At 61.3% G+C, this 17029-nt stretch carries 19 protein-coding genes; 17 read left to right on the top strand and 2 right to left on the bottom strand.

Annotated features, from left to right (window positions below; genetic code table 11):
- Window positions 1-9 precede the first annotated feature (9 nt).
- Window positions 10-1254, top strand: coding sequence for a zinc-dependent alcohol dehydrogenase (locus ACW9H9_RS06935; protein WP_457342419.1), 1245 nt, complete (start codon window positions 10-12; stop codon window positions 1252-1254).
- Between the two features lie 40 nt (window positions 1255-1294).
- Here the strand turns inward: ACW9H9_RS06935 and ACW9H9_RS06930 are convergent, their stop codons facing one another.
- Window positions 1295-1726: a hypothetical protein gene (locus ACW9H9_RS06930; RefSeq protein WP_457342418.1), complete on the bottom strand. Its 432-nt coding sequence runs from the start codon at window positions 1724-1726 to the stop codon at window positions 1295-1297.
- A gap of 229 nt (window positions 1727-1955) precedes the next feature.
- Here ACW9H9_RS06930 and ACW9H9_RS06925 point away from each other — a divergent pair, with 229 nt between their 5' ends.
- Window positions 1956-2381: a cupin domain-containing protein gene (locus ACW9H9_RS06925; RefSeq protein WP_457342417.1), complete on the top strand. Its 426-nt coding sequence runs from the start codon at window positions 1956-1958 to the stop codon at window positions 2379-2381.
- A 39-nt stretch (window positions 2382-2420) separates the two neighbouring features.
- Here the strand turns inward: ACW9H9_RS06925 and ACW9H9_RS06920 are convergent, their stop codons facing one another.
- Window positions 2421-3296 (bottom strand): helix-turn-helix domain-containing protein, encoded by an 876-nt coding sequence (locus ACW9H9_RS06920; protein WP_457342416.1) that lies wholly within the window; start codon window positions 3294-3296, stop codon window positions 2421-2423.
- Window positions 3297-3591: 295 nt separating this feature from the next.
- Here ACW9H9_RS06920 and ACW9H9_RS06915 point away from each other — a divergent pair, with 295 nt between their 5' ends.
- The 15 genes from ACW9H9_RS06915 (at window position 3592) to ACW9H9_RS06845 (ending at window position 17026) form a co-directional block, all read left to right on the top strand.
- The gene (locus ACW9H9_RS06915; RefSeq protein ID WP_457342415.1) at window positions 3592-4452 is read left to right on the top strand and encodes a hypothetical protein; all 861 of its coding nucleotides are present in this window, start codon (window positions 3592-3594) and stop codon (window positions 4450-4452) included.
- A 137-nt stretch (window positions 4453-4589) separates the two neighbouring features.
- The gene (locus ACW9H9_RS06910; RefSeq protein WP_457342414.1) at window positions 4590-5852 is read left to right on the top strand and encodes an MFS transporter; all 1263 of its coding nucleotides are present in this window, start codon (window positions 4590-4592) and stop codon (window positions 5850-5852) included.
- A 149-nt stretch (window positions 5853-6001) separates the two neighbouring features.
- The gene (locus tag ACW9H9_RS06905) at window positions 6002-6835 is read left to right on the top strand and encodes a dihydroorotate dehydrogenase electron transfer subunit (protein ID WP_457342413.1); all 834 of its coding nucleotides are present in this window, start codon (window positions 6002-6004) and stop codon (window positions 6833-6835) included.
- On the top strand, window positions 6832-7767 hold the full coding sequence (locus tag ACW9H9_RS06900; RefSeq protein ID WP_457342412.1) for a dihydroorotate dehydrogenase: 936 nt from the start codon (window positions 6832-6834) through the stop codon (window positions 7765-7767). The genes ACW9H9_RS06905 and ACW9H9_RS06900 overlap by 4 nt, the downstream gene beginning before the upstream one ends.
- On the top strand, window positions 7764-9020 hold the full coding sequence (locus ACW9H9_RS06895) for an allantoate amidohydrolase (protein ID WP_457342411.1): 1257 nt from the start codon (window positions 7764-7766) through the stop codon (window positions 9018-9020). The genes ACW9H9_RS06900 and ACW9H9_RS06895 overlap by 4 nt, the downstream gene beginning before the upstream one ends.
- On the top strand, window positions 9017-10351 hold the full coding sequence (locus ACW9H9_RS06890; protein WP_457342410.1) for a dihydroorotase: 1335 nt from the start codon (window positions 9017-9019) through the stop codon (window positions 10349-10351). Before ACW9H9_RS06895 ends, ACW9H9_RS06890 begins: the two co-directional genes overlap by 4 nt.
- A 33-nt stretch (window positions 10352-10384) precedes the next feature.
- Window positions 10385-10714 carry a hypothetical protein gene (locus ACW9H9_RS06885; protein ID WP_457342409.1) on the top strand — a complete coding sequence of 110 codons (330 nt, stop codon included), beginning with the start codon at window positions 10385-10387 and terminating at the stop codon, window positions 10712-10714.
- 204 nt (window positions 10715-10918) lie between these two features.
- Window positions 10919-11719, top strand: a complete 801-nt coding sequence (locus ACW9H9_RS06880; RefSeq protein ID WP_457342408.1) for a transporter substrate-binding domain-containing protein — start codon at window positions 10919-10921, stop codon at window positions 11717-11719.
- A 10-nt stretch (window positions 11720-11729) separates the two neighbouring features.
- Window positions 11730-12383, top strand: coding sequence for an amino acid ABC transporter permease (locus ACW9H9_RS06875; RefSeq protein ID WP_457342407.1), 654 nt, complete (start codon window positions 11730-11732; stop codon window positions 12381-12383).
- Entirely contained in the window at window positions 12380-13039 is a 660-nt protein-coding gene (locus ACW9H9_RS06870) for an amino acid ABC transporter permease (protein WP_457342406.1), read from the top strand. Before ACW9H9_RS06875 ends, ACW9H9_RS06870 begins: the two co-directional genes overlap by 4 nt.
- Window positions 13036-13833, top strand: coding sequence for an amino acid ABC transporter ATP-binding protein (locus ACW9H9_RS06865; protein WP_457342405.1), 798 nt, complete (start codon window positions 13036-13038; stop codon window positions 13831-13833). Before ACW9H9_RS06870 ends, ACW9H9_RS06865 begins: the two co-directional genes overlap by 4 nt.
- Entirely contained in the window at window positions 13826-15016 is a 1191-nt protein-coding gene (locus tag ACW9H9_RS06860) for an oxamate carbamoyltransferase subunit AllG family protein (RefSeq protein WP_457342404.1), read from the top strand. Before ACW9H9_RS06865 ends, ACW9H9_RS06860 begins: the two co-directional genes overlap by 8 nt.
- 20 nt (window positions 15017-15036) lie before the next feature.
- The gene (locus ACW9H9_RS06855; protein ID WP_457342403.1) at window positions 15037-15459 is read left to right on the top strand and encodes a RidA family protein; all 423 of its coding nucleotides are present in this window, start codon (window positions 15037-15039) and stop codon (window positions 15457-15459) included.
- 32 nt (window positions 15460-15491) lie between these two features.
- Window positions 15492-16508, top strand: coding sequence for an ABC transporter substrate-binding protein (locus tag ACW9H9_RS06850; protein ID WP_457342402.1), 1017 nt, complete (start codon window positions 15492-15494; stop codon window positions 16506-16508).
- 260 nt (window positions 16509-16768) lie between these two features.
- Window positions 16769-17026 (top strand): bacteriocin immunity protein, encoded by a 258-nt coding sequence (locus tag ACW9H9_RS06845; protein WP_457342401.1) that lies wholly within the window; start codon window positions 16769-16771, stop codon window positions 17024-17026.
- Window positions 17027-17029 lie beyond the last annotated feature (3 nt).

Genomic DNA, 17029 nt, shown 5'->3' with positions numbered 1-17029 from the left:
GTACGCGACATGCGAGCGATGACTTATCAGGGCGCCCATAAAGTCCAGGTGGACACCGTGCCCGACCCCATCATTGAACAACCCGACGACATCATTGTGCGGGTCACCGCCACGGCAATCTGCGGCTCGGACTTGCACCTCTACCGGGGCAAGATCCCGACGGTGGAGCACGGCGATATCTTCGGTCACGAGTTCATGGGCATTGTTGAAGAAACCGGCCCGGCGGTGACCGCCGTGCAACGTGGCGACCGTGTGGTGATCCCGTTTGTGATTGCCTGTGGCGACTGCTTCTTTTGCCAGTTACAGCAATTTGCCGCGTGTGAAACTACCAATGACGGGCGTGGCGCCATCCTCAATAAAAAGTCGATCGCCCCGGCCGCCGCGTTGTTTGGTTACAGCCGGCTGTACGGCGGCGTGCCCGGCGGGCAGGCCGAGCTGGTGCGGGTGCCAAAGGCCAACACCGGACCGTTCAAAGTGCCCGGCACCCTGGCGGACGAACAGGTGCTGTTTCTTTCGGACATCCTGCCCACCGCCTGGCAGGCCGTGCTCAACGCCGGGGTCGGCGAGGGCGACAGCCTTGCGATCTATGGCGCAGGCCCGGTGGGGCTGCTGAGCGCCGCGTGTGCGCGCATGCTGGGGGTGGCGCAGATTTTCATGGTCGACCAGCATCCCTACCGGCTGGCCTATGCGCAACAGACGTATGGCGTCATCCCGATTAATTTCGAGGACGACGATGACCCCGCCGACACCATCATCCGCCAGACCCGGGGCATGCGCGGGGTGGATGGCGTAGTGGATGCGGTCGGGTTCGAGGCCAAGGGCAGCACCACTGAAACCGTGCTCACCACCCTCAAGCTTGAAGGCAGCAGCGGCAAGGCGTTACGCCAATGCATCGCCGCCGTGCGCCGTGGCGGCGTGGTAAGTGTGGCGGGGGTGTATTCGGGGTTCATCCACGGCTTTATGTTCGGCGACGCGTTCGACAAGGGCCTCACCTTCAAGATGGGCCAAACCCACGTGCATCGCTTCTTGCCCGAGCTACTGGACGCGATCGAGCGCGGGCGCCTGAACCCGGAAGCGATCATCACCCATCGACTGTCGCTCGAGCAGGCAGCCCAAGGCTACGAGCTGTTCGACAAAGGCGTGGAGGATTGCCGCAAGGTCATCCTGCTACCCGGTGCCGGGAACCGGCCCTTGACCGAGCCGCTTGAAACCACCGCACCGCTGATGCGCACACAGGGTGTGCCGAGCGTCTAGCTGCTGGGGCGGGAGCCGGGTGACCGGCTCCGGCAGGGCTTCAGGCCGCCGCTTGCGGTTGGATCAGCAGCTCACCGTCCGCCGCCTTGACCAAGCCGCTGGCCAGAAACAACGGTGCCAGGCGCTTGTGCAGTTGCGGCTCGACAAACTCCTTCACCGTGTCCAGCCCCAGCGTGCCGCTCAGGGGCAGCTCAGCCTTGGTGTACGACAACCAGGCTTTTTTAAGCGCCTGCAACACGTCGCTGCCCGCCGTTGCGGCAAACCGGCGATTGACCTGTTTGCCGTCGAACTCAAAGGTGTGGTGCAGTTCGTAGGCGCTTTCGTCGCCCTGGCCTGCCGTGCAGCGCACGCAGGTGCAAGGGCCCTCGCCAAAGGCGGCGCGCAGGTACTGGTTGAAATCCACCACAGGCTTGAGTGACAGGCGCTTGTCCACTTCGAACAGGTCCCCGGTCATTTTTTCGTCAGTGCTCAAGGTCCATTTCCTCGCAGGTTTACAGAGCGCGGCACGATACCAGCCCGGGGCGCGGCGGGGGGATTTTTTGTCTGCGGCAGGTTTGTATCACAGGGTATCGGCGCCGGGCGCAGCCACGGTTACATACAAATCCAGGGGGGCGCCGACACGGGCGGGATACAGGCTGGCGGTCAAATGGTCTGACCGCTTTTTTGCGGTCCCTGACGCGCACCTACCGGAGAGCAACCCGATGCCTCGTACCCACCTTCGTTACACCCTGGGCCTTGCGGCCCTTGCACTGGCGGCGTTCGCCAACATTTCCCAGGCCCAGGAGGCGCCGCCTGCCAACTGGCAGGCCGGGCTGCACCGCACCGACCTGACCCGGGGCGACCTTGGCGTGGCCAACCGCGAAGTCATCCAGGTACGCGTCGATTTCGACCCGGGCGTCACCTCGCCCAAGCACTCGCACCCGGGCGTCGAAGTGGCGCATGTGCTGGCCGGCACCTTTGAATACCAACTCGAAGGCCGTCCCACTGTCACCCTGCACACCGGCGACTCCTTGCTGATCCCGGCAGGCGTGGCCCATGTGGCGAAAAACATCGGCACGGTCAAAGGCTCCGAGCTGGCGACCTATATTGTCGACAAGCAAGCACCGTTGGTGAAAATCGAGCCCTGACCCACGCCCGCCGGCGGCCGCAAGGCCGCCGGTATTGGTTCAGAGCTTTGCCAGCAGGCGCGATAACTCATGCTTTGCCTCATCGCCGCTATGGGCGCGGTCCAGCAGGCGACGGGTCATGTTTTTATACATCTGCACCGCTTCGGGCGAAGAGGTGACGCTGGCAATTCCCGTGTGGATATTGGGCAGTTCACCCAGTCGGTACGGGCTCACCGCCACGTAGCTGGTGTGGGGCTGCTGGAAAATCTGGAACGTGGCGCTGGGCAGCGCTTCGTCGATCAAGAAAATAGTGAAGCGCGAGTTGGCACTGCCGATGTTATCAATCAAATGCTCCACTTCACGCCGCGCCAGCAGGGCGCGTTCCATCCTCACACTGGGCGGCAGGTCCAGCCTGCCGACCAGGCCAATATGCAGGTAGCGCTCTATTTGACGCAGGCTGATAATTGACTGCACTTCAAACTTCTGCTTGAAAAACATCGCCTTGCGTTCATTGAGAATCTCAAGGATTTGCGCCTGCATTGTGTCCTGGCGCGCGTCGAATGAGTTGGGGCGCGCTTCATCGAGCATGGTCTTGAACAGATCCGGGTAGTGCGGCGAAGTCAGCAGGTAGGAGAAGGGATCGAAATACGATTGGATGCTGACCGAGCGTGCCTCAAGCTGGCGCATGCGTTCAAAATAGCCCAGTGCGTTATCGAAGTACTCGGTGTCCGACCCCAGCAGGCTGTTGAGCGAGACCTTTAACAGTTCGGAGAGCCGTTCAAGGGTTTCCAGCTTGACGATCTTGCCAAGCTCCAGGCGATAAACCGCCGCCCGTGAAATATCCAGCTTCTCGGCGATCTGGTCGGCATTGAGTTGGCGCCCGATGCGATAGGCCCGAAGGCGTTCACCGATAGCTTGATAGTCGATTTGGCTCACTTAAGCTCCGAAAGTCGGGGAGTCGAAAAGAAAGGTCAAACCAGAGCGAGGAATTTCCTTGACCTCGGACGGGCTTGAATGTATCAATATTTAGACAGGTCAAATTCAGTCGTCTAAAAAATACAAAAAAGGCACGGCCATGTCTACGCACACCCCACCCCGGTTACGCCCCAAGCGTGTCTTTCTCGTTCAAGCGGCTGTTATGGCCCCATCTTCCTCCTGACTGCTGCGTGAGCAGCCTGTCCTCGAGTGACGATCCAGCACCTCAAACCCCCTGATAAAACTGGAGTCAACCATGCGTTACTGCTGCGCAATGCCTTCGCTCGCCTCGATGTTCTGCGTTGCCCTGACGCCCTGCGCGCAGGCAGCCCCAGCTTGGGGCGACACTTGGATTGGCTACCGCTACAGCGCCCACTACACCGAGCCTGGTAACCCGGGGGACGTGGCCAAGAACATCCTGCAAATCACTCATGCCAGTGGGTATGCGTTGGGCCAGCATTTCTTGAACCTGGACGTGTTCAAGTCGGCGCACAACGACCCGGCCAAGGGCGGCGGCACCGGGGCTACAGAGGTTTACCTGACGTATCGCAATCAATTGCAGTACGGAAAAATAGTTGGCTCACCGCTCGCATTCGGGCCGGTGAAAGACTTGGCGTTGACGGCGGGTGTCGATATCAACACCAAGAACAACGAATTCGGCCCCCGTAAACGGATGATTGTTATAGGCCCAACCGTCAAATTTGCGCTGCCAGCGGGTTTTGTCGATACCAGCGTGTATTACGTCCGGGAGTGGAACCAGTGCGGGCTGGCGGTATGTGCTCAGCCGCAGAACCACAGCGACATCCTGTTCAAGCCTTACTATCAGTTCAACATCAATTGGGGGATTCCCTTCAGCGTGGCATCGCTGGCGTTGAAGTTTCAGGGCTACTACTCGCTCAACGGCAAAAAGGGAGATGACTACCAAAACCATGCGACGGGTGTAGAGCAGCTGATGCGCGCCTCGTTGATGTTGGATGTGGGGGCGTTGAGCGGCGGCGCGCGCAATGTGCTGTGGGTGGGGCCGGGTTATGAATACTGGCGTAACAAGTTTGGCAACGTGAACAGGCCGGGCGTGGATACCGATGCGCTTTCAGTGAATCTGGAATGGCATTTCTAAATACAGGATGAAACTTTCGTCCAGGCAGTATCAAAAATTAGACAGAATGTCGCAAATTTGGATAGAGTCATTGCCCGTACCCCGCGATGGCCTAACGCTTGCTACGTCAAAAAACAGATAAAAAAGAGGTATTGATAGTGACCACTCACGACGACTCACCGACCGCAACGAATGCGGCCACCCCGCGCAAGGCCTTGATTGCCAGCGTTACCGGCTACGCCATGGATGGGTTCGATTTATTGATTCTGGGCTTCATGTTGCCCGCCATTACCCTAGGCTTGGGGCTAACCACCTCCCAAGCGGGTTCGTTGGTGACCTGGACCCTGCTCGGTGCCGTGGCGGGCGGGTTGATCTTTGGTCAACTCAGCGATCGTTATGGCCGGGTCAAGATGCTGAGCATTTGCATCCTGGTGTTTTCGGTGTTTACCGGGCTTTGCTCTGTGGCCCAAGGTTATTGGGATTTGTTGACTTATCGCACCCTGGCCGGTTTTGGCTTGGGCGGCGAGTTTGGCATCGGTATGGCGCTGATCGCCGAAACCTGGCCCGCCAACCAGCGTAACCGTGCCTCTTCCTATGTGGGCATGGGCTGGCAGGCCGGGGTGTTGGCAGCTGCGCTGCTGACCCCGCTATTGCTGCCGTATATCGGCTGGCGCGGCATGTTCCTGGTAGGCCTGGTGCCCGCGATGGTGTCGTTCGTGGTCCGTCACACCATGGGCGAGCCCGAAGCGTTTGTGAAAGCGGCCGCCAACCCGGTTTCGTTCACCCGGCGTTTCAGTCAACTGTTCAAGGACCGAGCCACCGCCAAGGCCAGCGTCGGCGTGATGGTCCTGACTTCTGTGCAAAATTTTGGCTATTACGGAATCATGATCTGGATGCCCAGCTACCTGTCCAGGCAGTTTGGTTTTTCGCTGACGGCGTCTGGTACGTGGACCGCGGCTACCGTAATGGGCATGGCCTTTGGCATCTGGCTGTTCGGCCAATTGGCGGATCGGTTCGGGCGCTGGAAAATTTTCCTCCTGTATCAGTTCAGCGCAGCACTGATGGTGCTGCTCTACGCCAACCTGCGAGACCCTGTGCACATGCTGTTAGCCGGGTTAGTGATGGGGGTTTTTGTCAACGGCATGATCGGTGGATACGGCGCGTTGATCTCCGATCTGTACCCGGCGCAAGTGCGCGCTACGGCACAGAACGTGTTGTTTAACGTGGGGCGCGGTGTCGGCGGCTTTGGTCCGTTGGTGGTAGGCGCAATCGCCCTGGCGTACTCGTTCTCGGCGGCGATCATGCTGCTGGCCTCGATCTACCTGCTGGCCATGGCCGCAACCTTGTTTTTACTGCCGCGTAGCCAAGGTGATGCAGGGCAGGGCAGCGACGTTCTGAGCCTTTCCCAACAGCAAGAATAGTCGTATCAAAAATTAGACAAAGACATTTCGCTGCCGTAGAGTAGGTGGCCTGAATCGGGTTTTTATTTGTGTCGTGGCTTTTTCATTGCGCCTCGATGCCTTTTTTTAATCATGTAGTATCAAAAATTAGACAAGATGAGAGCTTTCATATGACTGTTATTTCCATCTGCCGCCAAACCACTCCCGTCACACCGCCCAACGACACGCTGGCGGTGGTGCTTTCCAATGAATGGGTGAACGAGGAGTACAAACGCCTTGTGCTGCAAGCCGGTGGCGCCGCTTGCCACTCGCAGCCCGGGCAGTTTTTCAACCTGCTGTGCCCCAGCGAACATCCACACAAACCGTTTTTTCGTCGACCGATGAGCACCTACAAGGCCGATGTTGACAGCGGACAGGTGGAGTTTTTGTACAAAGTCACCGGCAAGGGCACCTATGGCCTGGAGACGCTGGGCGCCCGTCAGACGCTGGAGATCCTGGGCCCGTTGGGCAAGGGCTTCGATCTCGACCCGGCTTGGCGCCACATGATTATCGTCGCCCGTGGTGTTGGCCTGGCGACCTTGGCGCCACTGGCAGAGGCCGCTCACGCGCTCGGCATTCGCCTGACCGCCGTACTCAGTGCGCGCAGTGAAAAAAGCCTGTTGTCTCGTGAGCGTTTCGCCTCATTGGGCGCCGAGGTGCGCTGTGTACTCGATGAGGACGGCAGCAGTTCGCTGGACAACCTTGAGGCGTTGCTGCGCGACATCATTGGGCGCGAAGAAAGCAACGCGTTGTTTACCTGTGGTTCCAAACGCATCACCCGGCTGCTTAAAAAGCTCTGCGGCGAGCTGGGGCTGGCGGGGCAGGTCGCGCTGGAGCAGCAAATGGTGTGCGGCCTGGGGATGTGCCAGTGCTGCGTTGATGTGTTTGAGGTCGACGGCTTGAAAGTCGGCAAACGCGTGTGTCTGGAAGGGCCGGTCTTCGACCTGGCAGAGGTGTTGGAATGATCGACTTAAGCGTGAACATCGGCGGCCTGCGCTTGAAAAACCCGGTGATGCCGGCCTCGGGCACGTTTGCCGAGGAGCTGCACCACCTGCTCGACTTCAACGGCTTGGGGGCGCTGGTGACCAAGACCATCACCGCCGAAAAACGCACGGGCAACCCCATGCCCCGCGTGTGTGAGTTGGCGGACGGCATGATGAATGCCATTGGCATTCCCAGCAAAGGCGCAGACGTGTTCATCGACAAGGTAGTGCCGTTTTACCACGACTACGACGCACCGCTGATCGTCAGCATCTCCGCCCCGACGGCACAGGGGTTTGCCGAGTTGGCCGCGCGTTTGAGCGATGTACCCGGCATTAGCGGTATAGAGGCCAATATTTCCTGCCCCAACCTGGAAGCCCACGGCCAGGCCTTCGGCATGCAGGCCGACAGCACGCGTCACGTTGTACGCCTGCTGCGCCAGGCCACGCGATTACCGCTGTGGGTCAAGTTGACCCCTAACAGCGGCGATATTGTCGACACCGCCGTGGCCGCCCAGGAGGAGGGGGCCGATGCAGTGGTGGTCGGCAACACCTTGCTGGGGCTTTCCATCGACATCGAAAAAGGCCGTGCCCGGCTGGGCAATTTCATGGGCGGCATTTCCGGCGCCATGATCAAGCCGCTGATGGTCCGCCTGACGTACCAATGTGCGCAGGCCTTGCAGATTCCGGTAATTGGCTGTGGCGGTATCAGCACCGCCGATGATGCCTTGGAGTTCATCTACGCCGGTGCCAGTGCGGTGCAGGTTGGCACCGCAACCTTTATCCACCCCAAGACGATGAACCTGATGGTCAACGAATTGGAGGCGTTTTGCCGGCGCAAGGGCGTCACTCAGTTAAGCCGCTTGATCGGCAGCCTCGACGACGCCCCCGCTGAACCCTTCGAAGCACTGCCATGAACGCGCTGTGGCAGGCCCAGGCCCAAACGCTGTTTGCCGACATCGCCGAGCTGTCTCGTGATCCCGGCGTGGGGATCACCCGTGAAAGTTATGGTCCCGGTGAAAACGCTGCCATTGCCTACTTGTCCCGATTCGCGGTGGATCAAGGCTTGACCGTGCGCCATGACCGCGCCGGTAACGTGATTTTCGAGCGCGCCAACGACTCTGGCGAGCCCGCTATCTGGTACGGCTCGCACTTGGACTCGGTGCCGCAAGGGGGCAACTACGATGGCCTGGCGGGCGTGATCGCCGGTCTGTTGTGCCTGTGCAGGCTTGATCGGGAACACGCCAGTACCGCGAAACCTTTCCGGGTACTGGGGCTGCGCGGCGAGGAAAGTGCCTGGTTCGGCAAGTCCTATCTGGGCTCGCGCGCCTTGATGGGCGGCCTGAGCGTTGCCGACCTGAAGCTGGTCAACCGCTTCAGCGGTCACACGCTGGGCGAGGCGATGCGTTCGGTGGGCGCCGACCTGGGCGCGATTGCTGAACAGCAATGGCTGATTGATCGCAACCAGTTTGCCGGTTACCTGGAAGTGCATATCGAACAGGCCGAGTCCCTTGAACGCATGGGCCAAGCCATTGGCGTGGTGCCAGGCATTCGCGGCAACCTGCGACACAACTGCGTGCGCTGCCTGGGGGAGGACGGCCACTCGGGGGCCGTGGCCCGCGAAGATCGCCATGACTCGGTATTTGCCGTCAGCGAGTTGGTGGCAAGCGTCGATCAATTGTGGGCAGACGCTCTCGCCGCGGGCCAGGACCTGGTGGTCACCGTCGGCACACTGGGCACTAACGCTGCCCATCACGCCGTTTCGAGAATTCCCGGCGAGGTCAGTTTTAGCCTGGAAGTGCGCAGCTTGCATCAACCCACGCTGGACGCTTTTTATGCCTTGATCCACACCGAAATCCGGCGGATCGAGCAACGCCGCAACGTGCGATTCGAGTTCGACAACCGTATCGACACCGCACCGGCCGCCATGCACCAGCCCTGGGTTGACGCACTCGTGCGCATCAGCCAGGCGCATGGCTGGGAAGGCGTCCTGACCCCCAGTGGTGCAGGGCATGACGCAGCGGTCTTCGCCAACGCCGGAGTCCCTAGCGCCATGCTCTTCATCCGTAATCAACACGGCTCGCACAACCCTCACGAAGCCATGCAGTTGACGGATTTCCTGACGGCGACCGACGTTCTGTATCACGCGACCTTGGAGTTTAACCCATGAACAATTGGTTGATTCGCAACGCAACGCTGGTCAATGAAGGTCAGCGTTTCATCGCTGACCTGCGGGTGCGCGACGGTGTGATCGCGCAGATCGGTCAGGGGCTTGCAGGCCTGGCTGAGGAGCCGTTGATCGACGCCACAGGCCTGTGGCTGCTGCCGGGGATGATCGACGACCAGGTGCACTTTCGCGAGCCGGGCCTGACCCACAAGGCGGACATCGCCAGTGAGTCGCGGGCCTGTGCGGCGGGCGGCATCACCAGCTTCATGGAGATGCCCAACACGCGGCCACCGGCCCTGGACCAGGCGTCCCTGGAGGCCAAATATGCCATCGCTGAGCGCGCTTCGGTGGTCAACTACGCGTTTTACCTGGGCGCCAGTAACGATAACCTCGACGCCATTCGCAGCATCGACCCGCGCAGCACGCCGGGGGTCAAGGTGTTCATGGGGGCCTCCACCGGCAACATGCTCGTAGATGACCCGCAAGTGCTTGACGCAATCTTTCGCGACACGCCCGTGATGATCATCACCCACTGTGAAGACTCACCGATGATCGAGGCTAACCAGCAACACGCATTGCTGCAATTTGGCGAACACATTCCGGCCAGCCAGCACCCGCTGATCCGCTCTCGTGAGGCGTGCATCAAGTCCACGCGGCTGGCCATTGCCCTGGCGCAAAAGCACGGCACGCGTCTGCACGTGCTGCACATTTCCACGGCGCAGGAACTGGCCCTGTTCAGCCCCGGGCCTATGGCGGGCAAGCAGATCACCGCCGAAACCTGTGTGCATTTTTTGCACTTCAACGATCAAGACTATGAGCGCCTTGGCTTTCTGCTCAAGTGCAACCCGGCCGTCAAAACCGAACGCGACCGTGCAGCCATCGTGCAGGCCTTGGCGCAAGGGCGTATCGATGTGCTCGCCACCGATCACGCGCCGCACCTGCTGCAAGAAAAACAGGCGGTCTACACCCAGGCACCGTCCGGCCTGCCACTGGTGCAGTTCGCCTTGCAGGCGGCGCTGGAGCGGGTATTCGCGGGCGAGTTGACGCTGGAGCGCGTGGTGGAGGCGGTCAGCCATGCGCCGGCGATGTTATTTGATGTGATCGGGCGTGGCTTTTTGCGCGAGGGATATGCGGCGGACCTGGTGCTGGTCGATCCCTGCCTGTCGCAGCACGTGACCCGTGAACACGTGCTGTCCAAGTGCGGCTGGAGCCCGTTCGAGGGGCAAGTATTTCGCGCCAGCATTGCCAGCACGTTCGTCAACGGTCAACGCGTATGGGACGGCTACAGCATCACCCCGGGGGTCACGGGGCAACGCCTGGCATTTGATCGTTGAGCACCTTTCACTTATTTGTATGAGGCATCCAGCATGAATTTTTCCACTGTGGTCCAGGCATTCAGCATTGCGCCACCCGGCACCGATTCATTCAAGCGTGTGCGTGAGCAGTGCGAGCAGATCATTCGTACCCAGCCAGAACAGGCGGCCATGTGTTTTGTGGTCGGGGAATTCTGCCGGGCTTATGTGCTGTTTTACGAGGATCAGGAAGTCAGCCCCGAATTTGCCCAAAAGGTGCAGGCACAGTTATTGGGCTACATGAACTGCCTGCAAACAGCGCTGGAAACGGACGATAACTCAGTCATGCTCAGCGCCTTGAATCACGTGGTAGTGGCCTATGCGGGTAGCCGTGGGCTGGTGTGAAGACGAGCCAGCGTATGAGGAGACAGCTGTCGCCTCATGCGCTGGCTTTTTTGGCATATCAATAGATTTATATATTCTTTTCCGCTCTTAAAAATCCCCGCTACGCTCGCAGCCATCCCCACCCGCAACACCCCTCACAGGTCCACCCTCATGACAGTTTTTTTCGCTTCAGGCCGTAAGCCTGGTCATGGACGTTCCTTGCGCATGGCTTTGGCGCTCACCACTCTTCTGACGCCGCTCCTGGCGCATGCGGCGACGCTGGATGAGGCCAAACAACGCGGCTACCTGTCGGTGGCGACCGAGGATGAGTTTCGCCCGTTCGAGTTCGTCGAAGACGGCAAGCCCACCGGTTTTGATAACGAGTTGGCGCAAAAGCTCAAGGCCGCCGGGCCGTTGGACGTGCACCAGCAAATCATGCCGTTCACCGGCTTGTTGGCCGGTGTGGTCAGCGGCAAGTACGACGCGGCGATCACCGGATTGCTGATCACCCGCGAGCGCCAGCAGTCGCTGGACTTCACCACGCCAATTGCCGAAGCCACGGTGTTTTACCTCAAGCGCCAGGGCGATGACCGTATCAAAAGCGTCGCCGACCTCAACGGCATGACCCTGGGTATCCAGGCGGGCAGTGCCATGTATCAGCGTCTGCCCGAGCTTGAAAAACTGTTGGCCGCCAGCGGCGGCAAACTGGGCAAGATCGTGCAGTACACCTCCTACCCCGAGGCGTATCAGGACCTGGCGCTCGGCCGCACCGACTATGTGGTCAACAACATCGTGGGGCTCAATGCCTTGCTCAAGGAAAAACCCGGCGTATTCGAGTTGGGCCAGGCGGTGTCGAGCAAGACGTATGTCGCCTGGGGCGTGGCCAAGGGTAACCAGAGCGTGCTCGATTACCTGAACAACTTCCTCGCCCAGGAGCGCAAGAACGGCGATATCGCCCAGCTCCAGCAGAAGTGGTTTGGCACGGTATTCCCCGAGCCACCGGCGCATTTCGTCTCCGAATACTGATTGATCGGCCATGAACTTCACTCAATGGGGCCTGGAACCGGGCCCCTTGCTGCTGGGTGCCCTGGTGACGCTCGGGCTGACGGCCGTGGCCATCGTGCTGGGCCAATTCGTCGGCCTGGGCCTGGCGCTGTTGCGGCGCTGGCAATTGCCGGTGCTGGGCCCGCTGCTGGCGGCCTATATCAGCGTGGTGCGCGCCACGCCCTTGTTGACTCTGGTGTTGGCGGTGTTTTTCATCACCCCGGCGCTGGGCTACGACATTTCGGCAGCGCCCGCCGCGATCCTGGCCATGACCCTCAATACCTCGGCGTTTAACTGCGAGATCTGGCGCGGCGGCTTTGCGCAGTTCCCCCGCGACCAACTCGACGCCGCTAAAGCGGGCGGCATGGGCGCGGCCTTGCGTTTGCGGCGCATCGTGCTGCCGCAAGTGGGCCGCCAGGTGCTGCCGATGCTGGTGAATGAAATGACCATCCTGATCAAAAACAGCCCGGCGGCGGCGGTGATCGGCATTGTCGAGTTGACCCGCACGGCGGTGCGCATTGGCGCCAACACCTACCGGCCATTGCCCCCACTGATCGCGGCCCTGGTGCTGTACATCCTGATCATCTGGCTGGTGGTGAGCCTGCAGCGTTACCTGGAACGTCAATACAAGGCGCGTCTCGCATGATCGGCCATGAGTTGATCGTGGCCTGGGCGCACGTGGGTGACCTGCTCGACGGCGCCGCGTTGACCGCGGTGTTGTCGGCCGTGGCGGGGGGCTTGTCGCTGCTGGTCGGCTGCGGCCTGACCCTGCTGCTGATGGGCCGCCAACGCTGGCTGGCGTCGGTGCTGCGCGGGTTTATCGAACTGATGCGCTGTACGCCGTTCCTGCTGCTGGCCTACCTGGTGTATTACGGGTTGCCGTCGCTGGGGCTGCGCCTGAGCAATATTCAATCCGGCTTATTGGCGTTGCTGCTGTACCACAGCGCTTATGTCGCCGAGATCCTGCGGGCCGGCTGGCTGGCGCGGCCCCGCGAAGAAATCGAAGCCGGGCTGGCGTTTGGTTTTCGCGGCGTGCAACTGGCGCGGCGCCTGATTTTGCCGAACCTGTGGACCGCCAGTGCACCGGCGCTGGGCAACCAAATGATCCAGGTGGTCAAGGACACGTCCTTTCTCACCATCATTGCGGTGCCCGAGCTGACGTCGGCGGCCAACAGCCTGCAATCGAACTACTACATCCCGTTTGCCGCGTTGTTCTCGGCGGTGTTTTTCTACTGGCTGATTTGCGTCGTCATCGAGCTGGGCGTGTCGATGTTGCGGCGCAAGGCGGAGCGCTACCAATGACGTCTTTGAACGGTCCGACCCCCATCGCCCTCCAGGTGACGGGGTTGAACAAGAGTTTTGCCGGGCGCCCGGTGTTGCACGGGATCGACCTGCAGGTGGCGAAGGGCGAAACCCTGTGCCTGCTCGGCCCGTCCGGTGCGGGCAAGTCGACCTTGCTGCGCTGCCTCAACTGGCTGGAGGTGCCCGACAGCGGCAGCATCCAGATCGCCGGGCAGCGCATCGGTTTCAACGCAGACGGCAGCCGGATGTCGGAGCGCGGCATCGCGCATATCCGCACGCAAACCGGCATGGTGTTCCAGAACTTCGCACTGTGGCCGCACCTGACGGTGTTGCAGAACGTGATGGAAGCGCCGCTGCATGTGCAACGCAGGCCCAAGTCGGAGGTCCAGGCCGAGGCCCTGGCGCTGCTGGACCAGGTGGGCCTGAGCGACAAGGCCGGTGTGTACCCGGCGACCTTGTCCGGCGGGCAAAAACAGCGGGTCGGCATTGCCCGGGCGTTGGCCAGCCGGCCGCAGTTGTTGCTGTTTGACGAGCCCACCAGCGCCCTCGACCCCGAGCGGGTGAGCGAGGTGCTGGCGATCATGCAGACGCTGTCGCAAGCGGGCATGACCATGGTGGTGGTCACCCACGAACTGGAATTCGCCCGGCGCAGTGCCGATCGCATCGTGTTCATGGACCAGGGACGCATCGTCGAAACCGCCACGCCAGCGGCATTTTTCAGTGCGCCGCAGACACACCGTGCCCAAGCCTTTTTGGCCCATCAGCGCGTCCCCGAGGCGGTGACCTATGTCTGAAGCACAGGCCAATGCCGTGGCGGTGCAGCGCATTCTCGCCAGCGAACCGGTGCTGGTGGGCAGCGAGCGGGCGTCGGTCGCGCTGGGGCTGGCAGAGGGGCATTTGGGTCACGCAGGGCCGCCGTTCGTCAGCACCGACGCGATCCCGCCCGTGGTACTCAATGCGCTGGCCGGGGCCACGGTGCACGAAGGCTGGGCCGGCGATATGGCGGCCGCGCGCCGCCTGATCCTCGACGGTCAGGTCCAACTGCATGCCAACCATGACCTGGGCACCGTCTCGCCGATGGCGGGTGTGGTGCGTCCCGGTCAACGGTTGATGCGTATCGAAAACCGTGCGGGCAGCGAAGTGGTGCATGCCACCCTGGCCGAGTCCGGGCGCCGGGCGTTGCGCTTTGGCTGTTACGACGCGGCTGTCGCCGAGCAGCTCGATTACCTCGATGAGGTGATCGGCCCCGGCATCCTGCACGCCTTGCCGGGCGAGGGGCTGGCGCTGTTGCCGTTGATATCCCAGGGCGCGGCGCTGGGGGATGACACCCATCAGCGCAATGTCGGCGCCATGTACGCGTTTGTGCGCCAGTTGCCAGCGCTTGCCAGCACTGTGAGCCAATGGCTACTGGGCAACCCGCAGCACTTTTTGAACTACGCCATGGCGGCGGCCAAGGTGTCGCTGGACCGAGCCAGCGGTGTGGAAGGTTCCTCCATCGTCACCGCGATCTCCCGCAACGGCGTGCACTGCGGTGTGCGCATCGCCGGGGCCGGGGCGCGCTGGTTTACCCATGCGGTGACGCAACCACAGGGCTACTTTTTCCCGCCTCATCGGCCCAGCGACGGCCAGGCAGACCTGGGCGACAGCGCCATCGTCGAGGCCTACGGTCTGGGCGGCACCCTGGCCCATGCCGCGCCCGAACTGGCGCGCCAGATGTTGCAGGACTGGCCCGGCGCACAAGCCACCGGGCAGCGCATGCGTCACCTGTTCATCGACACCCACCCGTTGATTGCCCCGGCCCTGGCGGGCGTGGCAGGCGCAGGGCTGGGCCTGGACGCCCGGCGTGTGGCCGCCGCCGGTGAGCCGGTGCGGATCCACACCGGCATCGCCCACCGTGACGGGGAAACCGGTTGGATCGGGATCGGCGTGGCCCTGGCCCCCGTTGAATGTTTCCAAAAGGCGCTCGAGGCGCTCTGACTTTTTTGAGGATTGACCGAATGACCCAGGACACCGTGCACCACTTCGTCCCCGACGCCAGCCCGCCACCGCCCTCGGCGATGTACTCCCATGCGGTGCAGGCGGACGGCTTTCTGTACGTCACCGGGCAGTTGCCGACCGACCCCGACGACCCCACCGCCGAGTTGCGCGACGGCATCGAGGCCCAGGCCCACCTGTGCTTTGAAAACCTCAAGCGCATCGTCGACCACGCGGGCTACGGCCTGGATGACACGCTGTTCGTGCGCATCTACCTGAGCGACTACGACAACGACTTCGCCGCCTTCAACAGCGTCTACGTGCAGTACTTCAACAACCCGCAAAAACTGCCGTCGCGCACCACCGTCGGCGTCACTCGGCTGGGCCGCAAGGCGCTGGTCGAGATCGACCTGGTGTGTTTCAACCGTCGCCACAAGGCGGTGTAAGTCCGGTTTTTTTCCCTTTACAAGGAGGTCCCATGGCCCGGTTTTTCCAACATCTCCCGTTGACCCTGCTGGCAGGCGCAGTGTCGGCCAGTGCCTTGCTCAGCCCGCTGGCACAGGCCGAAGGCAAGATCAGCATTGCCCAGCAATTTGGTATCGGCTACCTGATTCTCGACGTGGTGCGTGACCAGCACCTGATCGAAAAACACGGCAAGCAACAGGGCCTGGACATTCAGGTGGACTGGAACAGTATCTCCGGCGCGACGGCGATGAACGAGTCGCTGCTGGCCGGGGCGTTGGACGTGGTGTCGGCGGGCGTGCCGCCGATGCTCACCCTGTGGGACCGCACCAAAGGCAAGCAGAACGTCAAGGCCATCGCCTCGCTGGGCTCGATGCCCAACTATTTGCTGACTAACAACCCTGCGGTCAAGACCCTCAAGGACTTCAGCGAAAAAGACCGCATCGCCGTCCCTGCGGCGGGCGTGGGCTTTCAGTCGCGCACCTTGCAGATCGAAACGGCCAAGCAGTTCGGCAATGACCAGTACAAGAAATTCGATGACATCTCCATCAGCCTGGCCCACCCCGACGCCACGGCCGCGCTGATCGCCGGCGGTTCGGAGATCAACGCGCACTTCTCCAGCCCGCCGTTCCAATACCAGGAATTGCAGAACCCCAACGTGCACAAAGTGCTGAGCAGCTACGACATCCTGGGCGGCCAGGCCACGTTCAACGTGCTCTACACCACGCAGAAATTCCACGACGAAAACCCCAAGACCTACAAGGCGTTCTACGACGCACTGGCCGAGGCCGCCACCCTCATCAAGGCCGACAAACCGGCAGCGGCCCAGGCCTACATCCGGGTGGAACAGTCGAAGTTGCCGCTGGAGCTGGTGCAGAAAATCGTCGAAGACCCGGAAATCGACTTTACCGTGGTGCCGCAACGCACCTACATCTACGCCGAAAAGTTGCAGGAACTGGGCGTGCTGAAAAACAAGGCGGGCAGTTGGAAGGATTACTTCTTTGAAGAAGCCCATGGTGGGGAGGGCAGCTGAGCCGATCCCTACGCTGAGGAGAGCGGGCTGCGCAGCGGCCCGACACCGGTACTTGCGAGTCCTTTCCTACTAGGTTTCAAGAACTGTCCCACACCCGCTTACCTGATTGTTCACCTAAGGTCCCACAGGCCATAGGTGCGATGGCCGTCATCCCTGATTCATCCTTGCCAGCCAAGGGCTACGGGCCTCATTTAATGTCGTTCTGCTGACGGGGTGATCCAAACAGTCACGCAGTGGCGCGCCGCTGACCGAGCCGATAAATGACGTTGAAAAGCAGCCTTTCCGATTACACAGAAGACGAGTTCGTCGAATTTCTTCAGCGCATCCTGGGTGATGACGAGAGCGAGGAGGACGAAAACAACGGTGTGCACCACTTCAACCGTATCTGTGGGCACCCCGCAGGCTCTGATCTGATTTTTTATCCAGAAGCCGGTGCCGATGACTCGGCGCTCGGCATTACTCAGACACTCAAGGCATGGCGCGCCGCCAACGGCTTGCCGGGCTTCAAAGACGCGTGAAAC

This window comes from Pseudomonas sp. SDO5215_S409 (genome assembly GCF_054071325.1).
Note: the sequence above shows the minus strand (reverse complement) of the source record. Positions and strands in the feature narration are given on the sequence as shown.

Coding starts and splice junctions, on each gene's coding strand:
- ACW9H9_RS06935 (WP_457342419.1), top strand. CDS start 10: ATGCGAGCGATGACTTATCAGGGCGCCCATAAAGTCCAGGTGGACACC.
- ACW9H9_RS06925 (WP_457342417.1), top strand. CDS start 1,956: ATGCCTCGTACCCACCTTCGTTACACCCTGGGCCTTGCGGCCCTTGCA.
- ACW9H9_RS06915 (WP_457342415.1), top strand. CDS start 3,592: ATGCGTTACTGCTGCGCAATGCCTTCGCTCGCCTCGATGTTCTGCGTT.
- ACW9H9_RS06905 (WP_457342413.1), top strand. CDS start 6,002: ATGACTGTTATTTCCATCTGCCGCCAAACCACTCCCGTCACACCGCCC.
- ACW9H9_RS06900 (WP_457342412.1), top strand. CDS start 6,832: ATGATCGACTTAAGCGTGAACATCGGCGGCCTGCGCTTGAAAAACCCG.
- ACW9H9_RS06895 (WP_457342411.1), top strand. CDS start 7,764: ATGAACGCGCTGTGGCAGGCCCAGGCCCAAACGCTGTTTGCCGACATC.
- ACW9H9_RS06890 (WP_457342410.1), top strand. CDS start 9,017: ATGAACAATTGGTTGATTCGCAACGCAACGCTGGTCAATGAAGGTCAG.
- ACW9H9_RS06885 (WP_457342409.1), top strand. CDS start 10,385: ATGAATTTTTCCACTGTGGTCCAGGCATTCAGCATTGCGCCACCCGGC.
- ACW9H9_RS06880 (WP_457342408.1), top strand. CDS start 10,919: ATGGCTTTGGCGCTCACCACTCTTCTGACGCCGCTCCTGGCGCATGCG.
- ACW9H9_RS06875 (WP_457342407.1), top strand. CDS start 11,730: ATGAACTTCACTCAATGGGGCCTGGAACCGGGCCCCTTGCTGCTGGGT.
- ACW9H9_RS06870 (WP_457342406.1), top strand. CDS start 12,380: ATGATCGGCCATGAGTTGATCGTGGCCTGGGCGCACGTGGGTGACCTG.
- ACW9H9_RS06865 (WP_457342405.1), top strand. CDS start 13,036: ATGACGTCTTTGAACGGTCCGACCCCCATCGCCCTCCAGGTGACGGGG.
- ACW9H9_RS06860 (WP_457342404.1), top strand. CDS start 13,826: ATGTCTGAAGCACAGGCCAATGCCGTGGCGGTGCAGCGCATTCTCGCC.
- ACW9H9_RS06855 (WP_457342403.1), top strand. CDS start 15,037: ATGACCCAGGACACCGTGCACCACTTCGTCCCCGACGCCAGCCCGCCA.
- ACW9H9_RS06850 (WP_457342402.1), top strand. CDS start 15,492: ATGGCCCGGTTTTTCCAACATCTCCCGTTGACCCTGCTGGCAGGCGCA.
- ACW9H9_RS06845 (WP_457342401.1), top strand. CDS start 16,769: ATGACGTTGAAAAGCAGCCTTTCCGATTACACAGAAGACGAGTTCGTC.